We start from the raw sequence: 19,376 nt of genomic DNA on the forward strand, positions 1-19,376 counted from the left end.
TCCACAACCAGAGCCACGCAAAATGAAGCACTGGTAGAGCAGATTGAAAACCTAGAGTCTAAGATTGATGGTGACATTTCTGCGGCAATTCTAAGTGAATCCACCACAAGAGCAAGCCAAGATGAAGCATTGTCAAATCAAATCAACACCCTGCAGGCTAAAGTTGGCGAAGATATTGCAGCCGTAGTTCAAAGCGAAGCAACAGCAAGGGCAAACCTAGAGGAAGCCATAGCAGAAAATATTGAAACGGTGCAAACCACACTAGATGGTCACACAGCCAGCATTCAAGAACACAAGTCATCAATTGATGGGTTGAAGGCAGAGTGGAAAATCAAGGTTCAGGCTGGCGGTAAAATATCTGGTGTATCACTAGGGGTAAGTGGCACAGAGTCACAATTCCTTGTACTGGCAGACAGGTTTGCCGTTGGGATGAGTACCAATGGTGTTTTAACATACCCATTTATTATTGATCAAGGTAAGGTTGTTATGAATACAGCCTACATCAAGGATGGGAGTATCAATAATGCAAAAATCGGCAACCTTTCAGCCGACAAAATCACAACAGGCAGTATTGCAGCAGACCGCATGAAGGCCAACATTGTTTCAGCAATGTCAGGTCAATTTACAGAATTAAGTGCTATTACTGCAAAGATTGGTGTTCTGCGTACCGCGACCAGTGGAGCAAGGACTGAGATCAAAGACAATTTGATTGAGGTTTACGATGCCAATGGCAGAATCAGAGTAAGACTTGGTGTTTGGTGAAAAATGGGGGATATATGCCACAAGGTTTACAGTGTTTTGATTCAAAAGGCTACAGCAGCCTATCTATTACAGATCGTATTACCAAAGTTATCGGCGTATTTGTTGAAACACTTACAACACGCACAAAAACACTGGTGATTGTAGATAAGGCTTTTTTAAGCGGCTTAGAACCTTTTGTGCACTGTCACATGGGAAACAATATCACCAGCGCAATTAATGTTGAGCCATTCTCATGCCTATTCCTAGATTACTCTTTATCTGGGGATACATTGACTATTAATTTTGGATACACCACAGATATAGCCTTTAACAACAGTACAAGGTATCCATTTAGGTTTATTGTTGGGGTTTATTAAAGCATGTCCACTTTTCAGGTTTTTAACGACAATTTAGTTTTACAGGTGGATTCTGATTACAACAATTTCAGACTACTAAGAACACTAAGGGTTATTGGTGCATTTAACTCGCCAAAAAAGTTTGTTTGTGAGCCAAATATGCTATATGCGGTAGCACCATATTCAAGAGGAAGTAGTATAGCTATTACACCAAATTTTACTAACATTAATGGTGAGATTAGAGAGTCATACAATGTATATGGTGATGTGATATTTTTTGAATTTACCCATGAAAAGCGACAACCTTCTCTACATGCAACAGGTTTTGAAATGTATGACGAGCAAGGGCAGGTTATTCTAACCTCAGAAGATATTATGCTTCGCGTGAAGAAATATATTTACGGCAACCTAACAAATGTTGCAAAAGGAACAACACTAGACTATAGCCAAAGTTACTATTTTCACGGAAACGAAAAACCTACTCGCGCCTATGTGTTGGGTATTGTTCCAAGAAAATTTACTGGTGGTAATTGGCAAAATGTACCTATTGGTACACCTTATACTGTTACTTATAAAATATTTTACCAAGTATCCACTTTATTTTTTCAAAGATTAGCGGTTGATACCTATTATGAGCAGTTTGCTGTGAAATTTGATCAGTTTTACTATTCTGACCCATATACTAGAACCTACACATCAACCAAAAAATATGAGGTAAATTATATACCTATTTATGACAGTACAAATTCGTATTCTGTACTTGAAATTGATCTAACTACTCAATTTAACTCAATACCAGCACCTATTTTAGTGCCATAATCAGAGCAAATAAAAACACCATAACTCAACCAAACTTCTTGCTTTTTTGGCAACCGCAACGGACACCTAATTTAAAGGTGTACCCATGAATGAATTACAGCAAGTCAATGAGTTTTTAAGCGTAACTGGCGCGGACTTTATTCGCCGTGTGCATGAGCTTCAAGACTTTCTAATCAGCCAGATGCCAGCAGAGCATCACACAGAAATGCCAGTAAAACATCATTTCGCGCACAAAACCTATGTGCGAGAAATGTTTTCGCCTGCAGGTAGCATCGTTATCGGAAAGACACACCGTTACGACCACACTTGCATTGTGCTTACAGGTAGAGCAATTGTTTATTCAGAGCATGGTGTTAAAGAAATATCCGCGCCATTCACATTCCATTCAGAACGTGGCGCAAAACGCCTATTTGTAGTCCTTGAGGACTTAACATTTCAAACTGTTCATTATGCAGAAACAGACGACTTAGCGACTATCGAACAAGACTTAATTGTTCCAGATAGTGAAGTAGAGCAATTTCGCAAAGATCAAAACATGGAGATTTAATTATGTCTTGGGTAGCCGTAGGTGTGGGTGTTGCCAGTGCTGTAAGCGGCATTTTTGGCAGCAGATCAGCAAAGAAAGTACAGAAAGAAGCCAATGCGATTGCGCGTGATACGCTTGCTTTCCAAAAGAAGCGTTACAACGATTATCAAGATCAATACGGTGGATTGATTGATCTAGTTGTATCGGATGCTGAAAAAGGTGTAACAGCAGATTTAGGGCGTGTGACCAGTGAAGCAAATGCAGACGTAGCAACTCACTTTGAGAACGCGCAAGAAGCCCTAAACAACCAACAGCAGCGCATGGGTATTAATCCAAATTCAGGGCGTGCAGAGTCAGCTAATCGCCAGCTTGCATTAAATCAGGCCGTAGCAACAGCAGGTAATGTAACCAATGCACGAAACAAAGAACGTCAGTTTGCAGATCAACAAACATGGGATAGACGTTATGGCGTATATCAACAGGGTAATAACTTACTTGTTGGTGCTGCTAATGGTGTTACTAGCAGCATGAACAACCTATCTAATCAATATAGTAATAATGCTCAACAACTTAGCAATATGGCTGGACAGGCCATTTCTGGTGGTATTTCTACCATGACGCAAGGCTTATTAGGTAATCAACAGGCTATGGATGGGATTAAGAGCCTATTTAGCAAAACACAAACCACGCCAGTATCAGGCATTGAAAGCGCGACCAAAGGCATGAAGTTGAACGGCACACAGGTTGGTAGCGGTGTGATTTATGACAACATTTCAAGTGTTCGTCCACCAAATCAAGTACAAACTTCATTCTTAGGTTAAGGGGGTATCAAGATGGATTGGGGTAGTATCGCGGCGGCGGCTGGCGTAGGAGCTGTGCATGGCTTTCAAACGCACAAGCAGGAAACGAAAGAAAAAGAGCAGCTTGACTATGATCGTGGGCGGCAAGCCGTACAAGATCAGCAGCAGGCTAAATTGCATGAGCAAACTGTTAAACAGAATGATTACACGCTTGAAAACAATGCACGCGCACAAGCCGAAGCCAAGCGCAAAGAGCTATTGTCACAGCGTTTAGGGCAATACCAGAATTTTAAAACGATGGGCGATATTAATAATGCTGCAAAGTATTATGTGGATTTTGCCAATCAGGATAACTTAGGTAATCCTAATTTTGACCAAAACCAAGCTTTAGCCTATACGCTGAATGATGATGGTACGGCCAACATTAACATTGTAGATAAAAATACTGGTGCTTTGGTTCGTACAGCGCGTGAAAAGGTCGGATATGATGACTTTATTGCAGCCACTTACCAGCAGCTTGACCCGACCAAGAGTTATGAAACACAAGTCGATAACCAAGCAAAATCAGCTTTGGAAACACAAAAACAATTGTGGGAAGAACGTAAGCTAGGCTTGCAATATGGTTACGATGTGGGCAAGGAGAATAATAAACATATTAACACCTTGCAATTAGAAGGAATTAGGCAAGGCGGGGCTAACTATCGCGCTGAAATCGGACAAGATGGGGCAAACTATCGTTCTGAATTGTCGTTTTATGGGAAAAATGGCGGTGCTGGTGGCGCGGGTGGTACTGGTAGCGGCAATGTATCTAAAGCCGTTGCGTCAGGTGTGCAAGGTGCAATTTCCTTTGCACAGCAAAACGCGCCAATGCTGAGTTTTTTAAGCAATAATCCAGACTTATACACAAAAACCATTGCCATGATGGGGATTGAATCTGGCGGTGCGGCTGTACCAAGCTATGACAATTCTAGTTATGGCCACATGCAGCTTAATAGAAAATATGCTCATGGCTTTGCTAGACAGTTTGGGATTCAGGGCGACCCTATTAACGATGTGCAAACCAATATTAGAACTGGTGCAGCTTTAATCAATCACTTAAATGGAAAGTATGGTGGTGATACAGCACTTATTGCAGCAGCTTATAACGCAGGTGAGCCAGCCGTAGATGCTGCAGTTAAACGATGGAGAGATGCAGGGAGTCAAGGCCACTGGTTTGACCATCTAAATCTAAATCCAGAAGCGAAACAGCAGGTATATGGCCATATCGTTAAATACAACCAAGCACTAGGCTTGTTAGGTGGCAATACTTCTTACTTGCCACCAGAACAACGAGAGCAAGCGCAAGCAGACCAGAAGGCGCAAGCAACAGCAAATTACAGCAAAGGCATGGGTAAACAAGTTACTGCGACTGTAAACAATGTTGCCAGCAGCATGACGACAGAGCTTGATTTAGGCAACAAAACGTCAGCCATTGTGATTGGTGGTTTATCTGGTGTGCAAACCCATGTTGCCAAGTTTGCAAGTTCGCAAGACCGCCAAGAGCGTTTAATGGCGTATGACAATATTCTTAAAACGGTTCAGCAGGTTGTAGATGGTACAGAAGTTGGTATGACCATGACACCTGCAGCCAAAAAAGAATATGTGCATCAAAAAGCGGCTGAATTGGTCGGTGCGGCCAACAAGGTTGAAGCAGGTGCGTGGATTAATCGCGGCATGAATCCAGCAAAGGGCAAGGTTGAGCAAAAATCAAACCTAAGCGGGAATGAAATTAATAACGTATTTGATGAGGTTAATGTTAGCTCATTGACCAATCAAAACAGCAATGCTGCAGATAAAAAATCAGGTGGGCAGGCATTTATTCCTATGCGTAATCCTATGGGTTCACAGGGCCTAAACAATGCGGCTTCAAGCTTTAAGCCGCCTGCAAGAAGCAACAAACCAGCACCAACAAAAAATGAAGCACCAAAGCCTAAGTATGTTGCAGACCGCGAAAAGCGAAAGGCAGAACAGATCAAAGCAATGGAACAGCGCATGGAGAAAGAGAAATCGGAAAAGGAGAAAGGAAAAAGTAAGCCAGCACCAAAGCCAGCACCCAAAATGTTACCGCAGCCTAATATGATGGGTGGTTCATATTTGAGTGCGTCAGAAGCACTAAAAAAGAAATTATTGCAGCAGCAAAAGTAAAGCCAGTGTATGGCTTTTCAAATATACTCAAACCATAACGATATATATTTTTTATTTTTGCCGATTATTGGCAACCGCAACAGACAGTAAACCCTACTAACAACGAGGTTTTACTGTGAATATTAAGCAGCACTTTTCAACGATAGCAGCACAAGCAGCAGAGCAAGGCAAAAATGCAAATGAAGTAATCAGTCAGCGTGAGCGATTGTTTAACGAAAAAATTGTACCCGCATTGGTCGCAAAGAAAGCCAATGATGTTGCAATTAAACAAGCGCGTGCAGAGTGGTACAAACAGACCGATCAGGTTATGCAATCTGCAGGCTTAATCCCGAAAGCAGGTCAAAGCAGCGCGAGTTTTGAGAAAGATAAACGCGCAGAGCGTGCTATTAAGAAATCTGCAGAAACAGGTAGTAAATTACCTATTATTGGTGAAACCATCTTATCTACTGCAGAAAATATCGGTAATACCTTTGGTCAAGGTGTAGGCTCAACAATTGAAGGCTTGGCTGGTTTTGTTCGTGATATTGGTGAAAATGAAACGGATTCAATCGCGGCCAGAACAGCCGAATACGGTAAAAACCTAAGAAAAGGCTATGAAGCATCGACTTCAACCATGCAAAAAGAAATACAGGCTGGCGGGCATGGCAAGATTCCACAATTGGCATCTGGTGCAGTGCAATCTGTTCCAGCTATGGCTTTGCCTATGGGTGCAGCGCGTGGGGCGGCAGTTGGCGCAGCTAAATTAGGTGCAACTACTGCAGCACCATATATCGGCTTGGGCGTTGGTGTGGTTGCAGGCCATACGCAAAACTATGGCGAAGTGCGCCGTAACGCAACAACAAACCTTGAGCGTGACTTTCCAACATGGAAGCACATGCAAGGCAATCCAGTATATGAAGCAGAATTTAATAAATATGTGCAGTCTGGCATGGACATTAATCAAGCCAAAGTTCAGGCACACAAAACCGCACTAGATTTAATTTCTGAAAACGCCGCAGATAAATACGGTTCAATGATGACAGGCTTAGACTTTATCGCGCCTTCTGGTGCGGTTCTGGGTTCTGGCATCCTGAAAAAAGCACCGACCAGCAAAATAGGTAAAGTCTTAGCTGGTGGTGGGGTTAGCTCAGAGCTAGTTAAGCGACAAATGACGCAACCGCAGCGCGTAGGCATGGCAAAACTAGCACCAGATTTAAGCCTAGCAGCCAACAAAGCGGCTTTGGGTATGGTAGGCAAGCAAGCGTTAGAGGAAGGCTTACAGGGAGCAATTGGCGAATACGGTGGGCAGGCTGCATCGGCTAACATTGGCGGCCAATCCGTACAGTGGGGTGATGTTGGTAAAGCATTTTTAGAAGAAGCCGCAATAGGTGGGATTATGGGGGGTGGTATGCAGACTGCATCCAGAGCCACACCTAATGATCAAGCTAAGTCCGTTGCGACTGATTTACGCAACCAGACCAATCGCTTACGCCAAGAAGAAGCCGCAGCACGTAAAGAGCTATCAGACGCAATCCAGTTGGGCGACCAAGACGCAATTAATAGCGCAACAACTAATCTAGGCAATATTGCTACAGAAGCGGCAAAAGTTAAAAGCGCATACGAACAATACGGTGTAGACGTTCCTTATTTTGTAAGTCGTTTTGCGGAACAAGCAGCAATTCAACCAACACAGCAAGATCAGCCAGAACAAGTAGAACAATCAACACCAGAGCAACAGGTTCAGCCAGCACAGCCACAACCTAAGTCAGTAAACATGGGTATGGCCGACACTACCAATCTGGTGATGGATAGTGTGAGCAAAGGAAAAATCACACCAGACGAAGCAAGCGAGATTCAAAGTAATCCGATTTTGGCAGACGTATTTAGATTGTCTGTTACTGGTGATGAAGTTGCAGCGCATAACGTAGTGATGAACGCCGTATCACTTGGCAATATCACGCCAGATCAAGCACAAAGCATGATTCAGGCTATCCCGCGCTATAAGCAGCTAGAAAAGCCGAGCTTATCAGGCATCGTAAATAATCACGTACAGCAGCAAGTACAGCAATCATTACAATCTCAAGATGATTTATTCAGTGGTGCGACAGAGCTTGACCCTGAAACCTTTGAGCCTATTCAGCAAGAGCAATCAGGCATCATTCCAGACGACCCGAACTTAACTGATTTTGGTTATCAGCCTAAACAAAACAACAAGCCAGCACCAAATGACCCTAATTTAAGGGATTTTGGCATTGATGTACCAGAAGCTATTGAGCCAGTTGCGCCAGTACCAAATCAGACTCAACCAGAGGAACAGGCCGCAGATTTTAGCCAGCCTAAAACCTTCTCAAATTACATTCGAGCAAATGACTTTCTAAAATCAAACAATCTGCAGGATAGCCACGAAATTATTAAGCGGGGTGAAGGGCTTATTACGGTTCGGCCTAAGTCTATCCAGTCAGCATCACCACAAACACCAGTAGCACAACAGGCAGAGCAAAACCAAGCACAGATTGAGCCAGTCCAGCCAACTACACCAGATGAACAAGCATCTGTTAATGATCTTGCAAGTGATGAAGCGATTGAAGGTCATTTAAATGCCGTACCACCAATCAACACACCAAAAACCACACCAGAAGCACCACAAGCGAGATCGGTTGAGCCAATTACACCAGAACCTAGCAAAGAATTTACTTTTGCTGAAAAAATCAAAGATGCTCATATCAACAACCCAAAAATCAAACCACAATTGATTAATGAGGAAGTGGCAAAAGGCAGACCACGCTCAGAAGTTTTAAAAGAAGTTGCAGACATTGTGAAGGCGGCCAATGCTGGAGCACCCTCACCACAACCAACAATTACGCCAGTTGAGCAACAGCCGCTACAACCTAAGAATGAGCAAGCCAAAGAGGGTGATATTGGACGCGCATCGGATGGAAAGCCTTTTGCAAATAAGTCAGCAGCAAACACAGCATTAAAGAAAAATGGCTTAGAGTCATCACACGCGGTTGTGGAGCTTGCACCATCTCAATTTGTTTTACGCAAGAAATCATCAAGCAACAATAGTATTAATGTTGATGGGCAACCCAAACAGGATGCACCAAAGCAAACCAAAGACCCAGCACAGCAAGCCTTAGATGAATTAAGAGCTATTAAGGCTGATGATATTGATTTTAGCGATATTTCAAAGGCTATTGAGCATTATAGAAAAGAGCGTGATGCCAACCTAAAAGTGGCAGACGCTATCAATGACCCGCCTTCCGTTAAATACTATAAAGAAAATGCAGAGCAAGCGGAAAAATTAGCCATTGAGCTTGAAAAAACACTCAAGAATAAAACGGAAAGCAAACCGAAGGGCAGAACATTGTTAGGCAAAAACAAGTATGGCCATGAAGTTTATGAGGATGAAAGAGGGGTTAGATCATACCTAGACCCTTTGGGTGTATTTGTTTCTGAGAGCGTAACTATAACGCCAAATGGTTTTGAATATGGTTCTGGTCGCGGAATTGAATATGAAGTTTTTGACAAAAACGAAGCGATTAAATCTGCTTTAAAAGACTATCATGCAGCAAAGGACGCTAGTCTGGTTGATGCCAAAGACGTAGAAGGGCGTAAAAATCATTACGAGCGTATTGTGCGCGCTATTGATAAACTGATTGATGTTGATTCATCAAATGCGAGTCAATGGAATGATGAAAAACAGAAGTATGTAAACAGCGCACAACGCTATGCCGATATTTTGGCGAAAAAGACTGAAACACAGGAGCAAGACAATGGCAGCACTAAGCAACTGGACGAGAGAAGCGAAGGCACACTGGAAGGAACACCTACCGAAGATGTACCGCGAGTACGTGAACAAGGGGATTCTGCAGCAGAAGCTACAGGAAGCAGCAGAGATGACATTCGAGGAAGTGTACCAACTGGAACGAGAGGGGCTGACTCCACACGAAGCATGGGAGATGATTCGGGAGAAGTATCTATTTCTACCAGAGGAAACGACAGCAATAGAGGACTAAACCCTAAACAAGCCGTTGTCGCTGATAACGCACCAGTAGATGCTTTTGTTATTGATGAAAACGAAATTGCAAAAGGTGGCAAAAAGACCAAATTTAAAGCCAATATCGAAGCAATCAAAGTAATTAAGACACTTGAAGCTGAGAATCGGCCAGCGACCAAAGTAGAGCAAAAAACCCTATCTAAATTTGTTGGGTGGGGTGGATTGCCAGAAGCATTTAGGCGTGCGGATGGTTCTGTTTCAACAGGCTGGGCAAAGGAAGTTGCAGAGCTTGAGTCGCTTTTAACCGAAGATGAATATGATGCGGCGGTAGATTCCAGTATTGCGGCACACTACACCAGCCCAGAGATTGTTCATTCTATGTGGAAAGCCTTAGAGTATTTTGGTTTTTCACAAGGTCGGGTTTTAGAGCCAGCCGTAGGCGTGGGTAACTTCTTTGGACTTATGCCTAAAAATATGCGTAAGGCCAGCAGATTGTACGCCGTAGAATTAGACAATATCACAGGTGCAATTGCTAAAAACCTATACCCAGAAGCCAGTATTAAAGCACCTATGGGATTCCAAGATTACCAAACCATTGATAATTACTTTGATGTGGCGATAGGTAACCCGCCGTTTTCATCTAATAAAATCACCGATCTTGTAAGACCTGCAATTAATGGCTTCAACCTACACAATTATTTCTTTGCCAAATCTATTGATAGCGTTAAGCCAAATGGCGTATTGGCTATGGTGGTGACAAATAGATTCTTAGACAAGATTGGTGATAAGGAGCGTGCTTATATTTCAGATCGTGCTGAATTGGTAGGGGCTATCCGTTTGCCAAATGATGCGTTTTTATCTAATGCAGGCACACAGGTTACAACAGATATTATTTTCCTTCGCAAAAGGGCAGAAGGTGAAGCCATAACTGGTGAATCTTGGCTTGATGTTAAAAACTACAAAGACAAAGATGGGAATACCGTACCGTTAAACGAGTATTTTGTACGTCACCCTGAAAACATGCTTGGGGATTTTGGTGCATACGGCAGCATGTACCAAGATGGTGAGCCAGCACTAATCAAGCGTGATGGACAGGATACGCAAGCACTATTGAATGAAGCGATTGAACGTTTACCAAAGGATATTTTTAAGGCAGAACAGAGCCAAGACTTTGACGAAGTAAGACAAACTGTTATTCGTGATATTTCAGCCGTAAAAGTTGGCTCAAGATTCATTGATGCTGATGGTGAAGTTTATGAGCGTTTACCTGATGTGATGGGTGAACAGCAGTCTAATAAGGTTGAATTTGCCAACGAAAAGGCAAGAAGTAGAACTATCGGCATGATTCAAACTGCAGAGAAACTATCTGAGTTGAGAACTCTACAGCTTGATAAAAATGCAACCAATAGACAGATCGAAGCTTCGCGCAAGGAATTAAACCAAATTTATGATGCTTTTGTGAAAGAGCATGGTTTTATTAATAATCGCACCAATGCACTTTTAATGCGTGATGACCCAAATTGGGCGCAACTATCAGCACTTGAAGATAAATATGATCAAGGTGTATCGGCTGCAGTAGCCAAATCAACAGGGCAGAAATTTAGAAAGCCTAGCGCAGAAAAGGCAGCTATTTTCACCAAGCGAACACAAGTACCAGTATCACTGGTTGAAAGTGTAAGTAATGCTCAAGATGCCCTAACAGAGTCATTAAACAGACATGGTTATGTGAACACCAAAACCATGCAGCAGCTATACGGAAAGACCGAAGATGAAATTATTGCAGAGCTTGGGGAGTTAATCTTTAATGACCCTATTAACGGCTATGTGGTACGTGATGAATACCTATCTGGCAACGTGAAACAAAAACTTGCGATTGCTAAAGAGAGCGCACAAAAAAACCCGCAATACCAGAGAAACGTACAGGCTTTGGAAAAGGTAATCCCAGAAGATATTGAAGCCTTAGACATTGATGTGAAAATAGGCTCACACTGGATTCCTGAAAAGTATATTGCTGATTTTGTGAGCCATATTACCGAGTCGCCAAACGCGCAGGCTGAATATGGCAAATATTCAAACAAATGGGAGATCAACCCGACTGGCGTATCTGTTTTGGCACAGTCAAACTTCTCAACCAGTAGAGCCGACACAAAAACGATTCTTACACACGCATTAAATGGAACAAAACCGACCATTTATGACCGTTTTAGTGATGGTACAAGTCAAATCAACCAAGATGCCACACTTGAAGCGGGTGAGCGTGTGGAGCGTGTCAAAAACGAGTGGAAGGAATGGTTGTGGCAGGATGACACAAGGAGAGAAACCTTAGAGCGTATTTATAACGATACGTTTAATACAACAGTCAATCGTGACTTTGATGGTTCTCACTTGGTTTTTCATGGCATGAATAGTGCTATTGAGCTAAGACCACACCAGAAAAACGCCGTTTGGAGATCAGTGCAGTCTAAAGCCACACTCTATGACCACACTGTAGGCGCAGGTAAAACATTTACCGTTGTTGCTGCAGCAATGGAAATGCGAAGAATGGGCATCGTGAATAAGCCTTTAATCGTTGTACCTAACCACTTGGTCGGACAATGGGCTAAGGACTTTGTTCTACTCTATCCAAATGCAAATATTTTGGCAGCAACGAAGCGAGATTTTGAGAAGGCAAACCGTAAAAGGTTCATTGCGAAAATCGCAAACGGTGATTATGACGCAATTATTATTGCTCACTCATCTTTTGGAAAAATCTCAATTTCACCAGAACAAGAGCAAGCCTTTATTGATAGCGAAATTGCCGAGCTTATGGCTTTTGAAGCAGAGTTAAAGGCACAGAAGGGCGGCAGGTCGCGCAACGCTAAAGATATTGGTAAGCGCAGACTGGCACTTGAGGAGAAAAAGAAAAACCTTCTTAATCGTGAAAATAAGGATACCGATAATATTTACTGGCATGAGCTTGGTATTGATTCAATCATGCTAGACGAAGCGCACGAGTTTAAAAATCTTGAGTTCACAACGGCCATGCAGAACGTGGCTGGACTTGGTACAGGTAAAGGCTCACAAAAAGCGAAGGATTTATTTGCAAAAATCCAAATCATGCAGCAGAACAACCCAAAATCTAAGATTATTTTTGCTACTGGTACGCCAATCTCTAACACTATGGCAGAAATGTTTACCATGCAGCGTTATTTAGATTGGGATGGTTTAAAACGGCAAGGTATCAATCAATTTGACGCATGGGCTAAGGTTTTTGGCGAAGTTGTTAGTGATTGGGAGCTATCCCCTTCTGGCAAATACAAACTAACTAACCGTTTTGCAAAATTTGTGAACATGCCTGAATTGATGCAGGGTTATTTAGGTTTTTCCGATGTAATGAATCGTGACGACATTAACGCCCAATTAGCCAAAGAAGGTAAAACACTAGGAACACCAAAAATTAAAGGCGACAAGCCGCAAAATATTGTTGTAGAGCGTAGCGATGCACAGGCTGATTATATTGGCGTGGCAACGATTGACGAAAACGGCAATGAGGTGTACCCAGAAGGTTCTTTGGTGTGGAGAACTGAAAACCTACCTAGAAAGCCTGAAAAGGGTGCAGACAACATGCTTAAAATCATGGGTGATGCACGTAAGGCGGCCTTAGATATGCGCCTAATTGACCCGACAGCAGAGGATTACGAAGGCTCAAAGGTTAATGTGGCCGCAAATAATATCCTTGAAACCTATAAGAAGTGGAACGCTAAAAAAGGCACACAGCTAGTTTTCTGTGACTTATCCACCCCAAAGGGTGCGGTAGCGAAAGAAAAGGCCAGAATTGAAAACCTAATCAAACTGGCAGATCAGGGGGATGAAGTGGCTCAAGCAGAGTTAGACAAACTCTCACCAGATGAGCTATCGGCTTTAGATTCTGACTTTAGTGTGTACGATGACCTGAAAGCCAAGCTAATTGCAAAAGGCATCAAGGAAAGTGAAATTGCATTTATTCACGATGCCAACACGGAAGAACAGAAGCAAAAACTATTTGAAGCGGTTAAACGTGGTGATATTCGCGTCCTAATGGGTTCTACTGCCAAAATGGGTGCAGGGATGAACGTGCAAAATAAACTTGTTGCACTTCACCATTTAGATGCGCCGTGGCGACCATCGGACTTGGAGCAGCGTGAGGGGCGTATTATTCGACAGGGTAATGAGTTTTATAAGGCAGACCCTAACGGCTTTGAGATCGAAATTAATCGTTATGCAACCAAGCAAACCCTTGATAGCCGTATGTGGCAGACCATTGAGTCTAAGGCTAAATTTATTGAGCAGGTACGCAAGGGTACAAATGTTCGCGCCGTTGAAGATATTGCTGGCGAAGCGGCAAATGCGGCAGAAATGAAAGCGGCATCTAGTGGCGACCCTAGAATTTTGGAAGAAATGGAGCTTAGAAAACAGGTCAAAGACTTAGAGGAATCTAAGAAAAACTTTGATCGTGATATTCACCGCACCAAAAACCTAATTCGGACGACTGAGCTTGATATTGAGCGAAACCAGAGAGCTATTGATAGATTGTTGCCAGACCTTGAGATTAAGCAGCCTGAGAAGTTTGTTTATTCAAATGATGGTAAGAAAATCAATCAAGAGGATAAGGGTGCAAGAGAGGAAATATCTAAAGTATTTAAGACAGGCATTGATAGTGCTTTAGCAAAAGGAAAAGAGCAAAGCTTAGGTAATATTAACGGTTTTGAAATTATCGCTAAACCTTCGTCCTTTGCTGGCATAGCTTTGATTCAATTAAAAGGCAATGCAGAAGCTTTTAATGTTGATTCATTCAATATTCAAGATAGCTCACCAGTAGGCTTAGTTCAGAAGATTCTAAACCACCTAAAAAGCTTACCTCTATCGCTTGAAGCCTATAAACGCTCAATTGATGAAGCGCAAAAGCAGCTACCTAATTTGCGTAAAAAAATTGAAAACCAAAAGTGGGAACGCACAGATGAATTAAACGATTTAAAGCAGCGACACAGCGACCTTCTGGATGAGCTGAAACCTAAGAAAAAGGAAACCGAAGCACAGCAAGATGAAGCACCTAAAATGAGCCGCAGGGCTTCTACAGGGCAAGGCTCAACACCAGAGCAAGTAAGGTCACAGCTTGTAAATCGCTTTGGTGATGACGTTATTTCTCAATTAGAGCAAAACGGAACGCTGAATATTATCCCTAGCTATGCTGAAAAAGGCATTGAAGGTTTTGCAGAAAATGGGAAAGTAACACTTGTTGCAGATGCCATTACAGCAGATAACATTGTTCCAGTGTTCTTGCACGAATTAGGTGGACACGTAGGGATGCAAGGCGTATTGAAGCCTAAAGCCTATGAAAACTTAATGTTGGAGTTTGATCGCCTTGTAAAAACAGGAAATCCAGAAGCGATTGAAGCAAAAAGGCTGGCAGATCGTGAATCTGATGCAAGTGTTAGAGCAGATGAATATTTACCGTACCTCATTACAGTGGCGGCTAGAAACCAGCAAAACACAAACCCAGCAGTAAGGCTTGTAAATCGCATTTTAAGCGCGGTTAAGGCGTGGGTAGTAGATAAGCTAGGACTAAACCTTAAATTAAACCCTAGCGACCTTGTGGCGTTAGCAGAACGCATGGTTAAGACCGTTTCCAAAAACCCGCCACCAACGCCGCCGAAAAGCCGCCGTTATAGTAAAAACAGCAATCCGCAAAATATGAGCCGCAGCAAACAGCGTGAGTTTTTGGATACAGCAGCAAAAACAGCTTTTGGTGGAATGGCGTTGCGCGGAGCAGAAGGAACAAAGACACTAAGTAAGCGAACACTAAACCTATTTCAAACCATGTTGCACAAGTCCTTAACTGATGAAACAGGGGAATTTAAGAAAACTTTTGATTTAGTTCAGGATAAAATCAACCATGTGACTTTTATGTCAGCAAAGTCTATGGATGTGGCACCTTCGGTATTAACCCAGCTAGAAACTGGTGAAGATTATGTGAAGGAAGTTAAGCGGGTAGGTCGCGCACTAGGTAATTCACTCACGCGCGGTGCGCTGGGTAAATCAAAGATTGACCTAGATATTGAGAAGGTCGGCAATTTAATGTTTGAAAACACGTTGCAAGACCAATCAAAACGCCATTCAGAAGCAGAGTTAAGGAAACTAGGCTTTGATGATGACCAGATCGGGATTTACAACGAGATCAGAAACGCAATTGATAGCTCGTTAGATACGTTTGCTAATACAACCTTCTCAAATATCTACAAGCATTTAGGTGGCACAACAGAGGAAGTATTGGAGCTTGCGGCGAAGGATTTAGATATTCACGAACACTACAAGGAGATAATGAGTCGAGTTGTAGAAATGGTGAAGAATGACCCGAAAAAAGCAGAAGCAGGAAAAGCGGCTGCAGAGGGCATTAATCGCGTTTATAACAGAGCTAATGAGCTAAAAGCGGATGGTTATGTTCCGTTAATGCGTTTTGGTAAATATTTTATCCGCATATATAACCCGACTACAGGCGAAGTTGCGTATAGACAGCACTTTGAGAGCGAGTCAGAGCGAAATATTAAATTTAATGAGCAAAAACTTGATGAAGCTAATTTACCTGCAGGTTATGTTCTGGAAAAGAGTCAGCTAAATGAACTTGAATACAAGCTATTTCAGGGGGTAAGTCCTGAAACAGTGGCGTTATTTGCGAAAGAGTCTGGCCTGCCAATTGGTGATGCAGAAGCCGCATATATCAAACACTCATTAAAAAATAACCACGCCTTAAAGCGTTTGTTAAAAAGGCAGGGTATTAAAGGTTTTGATGTGGATATGAAGCGGGTTTTAGCTTCGTTTGTGCTATCAAATTCGCGCTATTCAGCTAACCAGACTTACAACCCAGCAATTGATGAATCAATTACCGAGATCAGTAACCCAGCTTACCAAGAGGATGCAGTACGTTTAAGAGATTATACTTTAGATACGCAAGAAGAATTAGCGGGAGTGAAAAACTTTGCTTTCGTGTATTACATGGGCTTTTCTGCAATGTTTGGCTTAGTGAACTTAACACAGCCATTTTTACAAACATTGCCGTACCTCATGCAATATAGTAAAGATTATGGCATCACAGCCAAATCATTTATGAAGGCAATTCAGACTTGGCGCAAAGGTACAAACCACATTGAACCGAAATACAGAGATTATTATGAGCGTGCCAGAAAAGAAGGGCATTTAGACCCACAAAACACTTGGATGCTACAAGGTTTAGAGCGCGGTAAATCTGGTTTAGGTGCAAGTACATGGCAACTTATTAGTCATTCATCTGGCTTGTTTGCTCAAGCATCTGAAACAGTAAACCGCCGTACAAGCTTATTTGCAGCACTTGATGTTGCAGAAAGCTTAGGGCAAGCAAAGCTTGAGAAATTGGGCTTTAAAGATGCGTATGATTTTGCGGTTCGCACCATTCAAGAAACACAGGGTATCTACAACAAGGGCAACCGACCAAGAGTAGCAAGGGGTAATGTTGGTTCCATTTTGATGATGTATAAGCAATTTATGATTGCCTATATTGAACAAATGGTGCGGATGCAAAAAGCTGGCTTGTCTGGTGGTGAAGATGATGAGTTTAAGAAGAAAATGGCAGCCTTAGTTGGTTTTGGTATTTCAAAATCAGTCTTAATTGCAATCGGTATTTTATTTTCATTATCTGGTGCAACAGGCTTACCGTTTGTACGCGACATTTTGGATGGTATAGAAACAGCAGGCGGCTTAATTGGCAAGCCAGTGAATACCGAGCGCGAAATACAAATTGCACTACAGGATGCATTAGGTCAAACACTTGGCAGCACTTTAAATAAAGCCTTGATGGATGGTTTTGTTAATCTACAGCCAGTTGTTGATGTTAAGGGGCGCATGGGGATGGGTGATTTAATCCCAGCAACAGCATATTTCAGCCCAACAACAAGCCAGTATCAAAAGAGTTCGGAAGTCGCGCAGATTGGCGGTGCGATTGGTGGTTTAATCGAGAAGGTCAGAGAATCGGTTGAGCTTGCTCAAATTGGTTCCTATGGCATGGCTGGTGTGCAGCTACTACCTAAAGCAGCCACAAGTTTTGGTCAAGGTTTTGTTGCGGCTACAACAGGCGATTATCGCAACATGAAAACAGGCGTTAAAACTAACGATGCAACTGTTTTGGATGGTGTGATTAAGATGCTAGACGCACAACCTGCAGGAATCGCAGAGCAAGGCCGTATTCGCGGCTTAGAAATGCGAGATCGGGCGGTTCAACAGTCTGTTAATTCACGTTGGAAAGAGCGATATGTGCAGGCTTTGGAAAGTGGCGACAGAAAGCAAGTGATGGAAGTTAAACAAGAGATTAGGGACTACAACCGAGATAACCCGCGTTACCCAATCACGTTTAACCAGAAAACAGCCGAAACGAACTTTAATAAGTCTAATCAGTCTTGGCAGGAAAAGCGCAAGAATACGAAAGGGCTTGAGTGGATGGATGATTACAACCCACACATTTAAACATAAAAATGCCGCCCCGAAGGGCGGCATTTTTAAGACTACAACACAACATTCTTTGTAAGGTAACTAACTAAATCTCTATAGTCGGAAGCCAAATTGACTTTAGAGTTAATCAAGCCAAGTTAAATATACATAAAAATAAACAAATTTAAAAATATTTTTCACCTATTCCGTGATATTGCATAAATATTCACCGTATGCATATACATTTATTTATATTTGATTATATAATCTTCAAACCCCATAACTGGATAATTCCAGTTATCTTTTATATGGCTTATGTGTTCAGTCAAGCATAAGCCATTTTTTTGCGCCACTAGCTCAGTTGGATAGAGCATCTGCCTTCTAAGCAGATGGTCACTGGTTCAAGTCCAGTGTGGCGCGCCATTCATTTAATAAGTAAATACAAGGGTACACTCAAGCTTAATTATTGCGGCTTTTGCGCCCTTCAATTTTGCTTGTATTGCTACTTGTGGGTGTACCACTTGTATTTATTTAGAGTCACACTACATGCTTCGGTTTTTGATGTGTTTATTCGGTTTTCATGGTGCAACAGAGATTGAATACACACCAGATGAACTTCACGTTTGTAGAGATTGTCATAGAGAAATAAGGAAAAGTAATGAGCGAACAACAAATTGAAAAAGAGATTCAGGATAAGGGTTTAAATGCGCCGCGATTAACGCCTGAGCATATTGAAAGTATTATTGATGGAGTTGTTTATTTCACGGCAGCGGATGGCTACCGAGCAGATCCTTGTTATGACCCAAACAGCACACCATCTTCGGCTTTACCCGTGCCGCAATCACTTGAGTTGTTAACCTTTTGCGTCATTACGCTCAAAAATGGTTTTACGGTTACTGGCGAGTCAGCGTGCGCAAGTCCCGAAAATTTCAATGAAGAAATTGGTAAAAAAATTGCGTACGAAAATGCCCGCAACAAAATCTGGATGCTTGAAGGCTATTTGTTGAAAGAAAAGTTATATCAGGCAGAATTGGACAGTAAATTCTAGCCTATTCAGCTTAGGCAAAAATCATTTATATTTCTTGCATAACTGTATTTATATTAAAAAGCCAGCTATTTGCTGGCTTTTTAATTAATTGCTTTAATGGCATGGATTTATTTAATATTTTTTCATAATATTAAGCATAATTCATCATAAAAACAGGGGTTAATATGGGTTTTATTCTTTTAATTATATTTTTGACCATATCGTTTTTTATTGGAAAAATGATTATTTCATCAAAGCCTGAAATACTAGACTGGTCGGTAAATAAGAAGCAATCTATTGTTATTGCTTGGTTTTTCTTTAGCTTGCTTATTTTAATTGGAATCCAAGCTACACAACCAGACTTTGCTATAGAGAATCATTTAATTAGTAGCATTGTTACTGCAATATTGATGGGTGCAGCTTTTTATATGCCATTAAAGAAAAAGAATACTGAATAAAAAAGCCAGCTTAAATG

General features: G+C 42.0%; 9 protein-coding genes and 1 tRNA gene. All 10 read left to right on the forward strand.

Annotated elements, in window-relative coordinates:
- A partial coding sequence (locus tag FTU98_RS08735) for a DUF1983 domain-containing protein (protein WP_180051109.1) occupies nucleotides 1-762 on the forward strand: 762 nt, incomplete at its 5' end.
- A gap of 14 nt (nucleotides 763-776) precedes the next feature.
- Nucleotides 777-1,118, forward strand: a complete 342-nt coding sequence (locus tag FTU98_RS08740) for a hypothetical protein (RefSeq protein ID WP_180051112.1) — start codon at nucleotides 777-779, stop codon at nucleotides 1,116-1,118.
- A 3-nt stretch (nucleotides 1,119-1,121) separates the two neighbouring features.
- The gene (locus tag FTU98_RS08745) at nucleotides 1,122-1,916 is read left to right on the forward strand and encodes a hypothetical protein (RefSeq protein WP_180051115.1); all 795 of its coding nucleotides are present in this window, start codon (nucleotides 1,122-1,124) and stop codon (nucleotides 1,914-1,916) included.
- Between the two features lie 85 nt (nucleotides 1,917-2,001).
- A complete protein-coding gene (locus FTU98_RS08750) occupies nucleotides 2,002-2,463 on the forward strand; it encodes a hypothetical protein (RefSeq protein ID WP_180051118.1) in 462 nt (153 codons plus the stop codon).
- 2 nt (nucleotides 2,464-2,465) lie between these two features.
- Nucleotides 2,466-3,263, forward strand: a complete 798-nt coding sequence (locus FTU98_RS08755) for a hypothetical protein (RefSeq protein ID WP_180051121.1) — start codon at nucleotides 2,466-2,468, stop codon at nucleotides 3,261-3,263.
- A 12-nt stretch (nucleotides 3,264-3,275) separates the two neighbouring features.
- Complete coding sequence (locus FTU98_RS08760) at nucleotides 3,276-5,426, forward strand: transglycosylase SLT domain-containing protein (RefSeq protein WP_180051124.1); 2,151 nt, start codon at nucleotides 3,276-3,278, stop codon at nucleotides 5,424-5,426.
- A gap of 115 nt (nucleotides 5,427-5,541) precedes the next feature.
- Nucleotides 5,542-17,910, forward strand: a complete 12,369-nt coding sequence (locus FTU98_RS14085) for a PLxRFG domain-containing protein (protein WP_180051128.1) — start codon at nucleotides 5,542-5,544, stop codon at nucleotides 17,908-17,910.
- A 310-nt stretch (nucleotides 17,911-18,220) separates the two neighbouring features.
- Nucleotides 18,221-18,297 (forward strand) — tRNA-Arg (locus FTU98_RS08770).
- A gap of 235 nt (nucleotides 18,298-18,532) precedes the next feature.
- A complete protein-coding gene (locus FTU98_RS08775; protein ID WP_180051131.1) occupies nucleotides 18,533-18,922 on the forward strand; it encodes a Gp49 family protein in 390 nt (129 codons plus the stop codon).
- A gap of 164 nt (nucleotides 18,923-19,086) precedes the next feature.
- Nucleotides 19,087-19,359: a hypothetical protein gene (locus FTU98_RS08780; protein WP_180051134.1), complete on the forward strand. Its 273-nt coding sequence runs from the start codon at nucleotides 19,087-19,089 to the stop codon at nucleotides 19,357-19,359.
- The last annotated feature ends 17 nt before the right edge of the window (nucleotides 19,360-19,376 follow it).

This window comes from Acinetobacter sp. YH12211, from assembly GCF_013418015.1.
GTDB lineage: Bacteria > Pseudomonadota > Gammaproteobacteria > Pseudomonadales > Moraxellaceae > Acinetobacter > Acinetobacter towneri.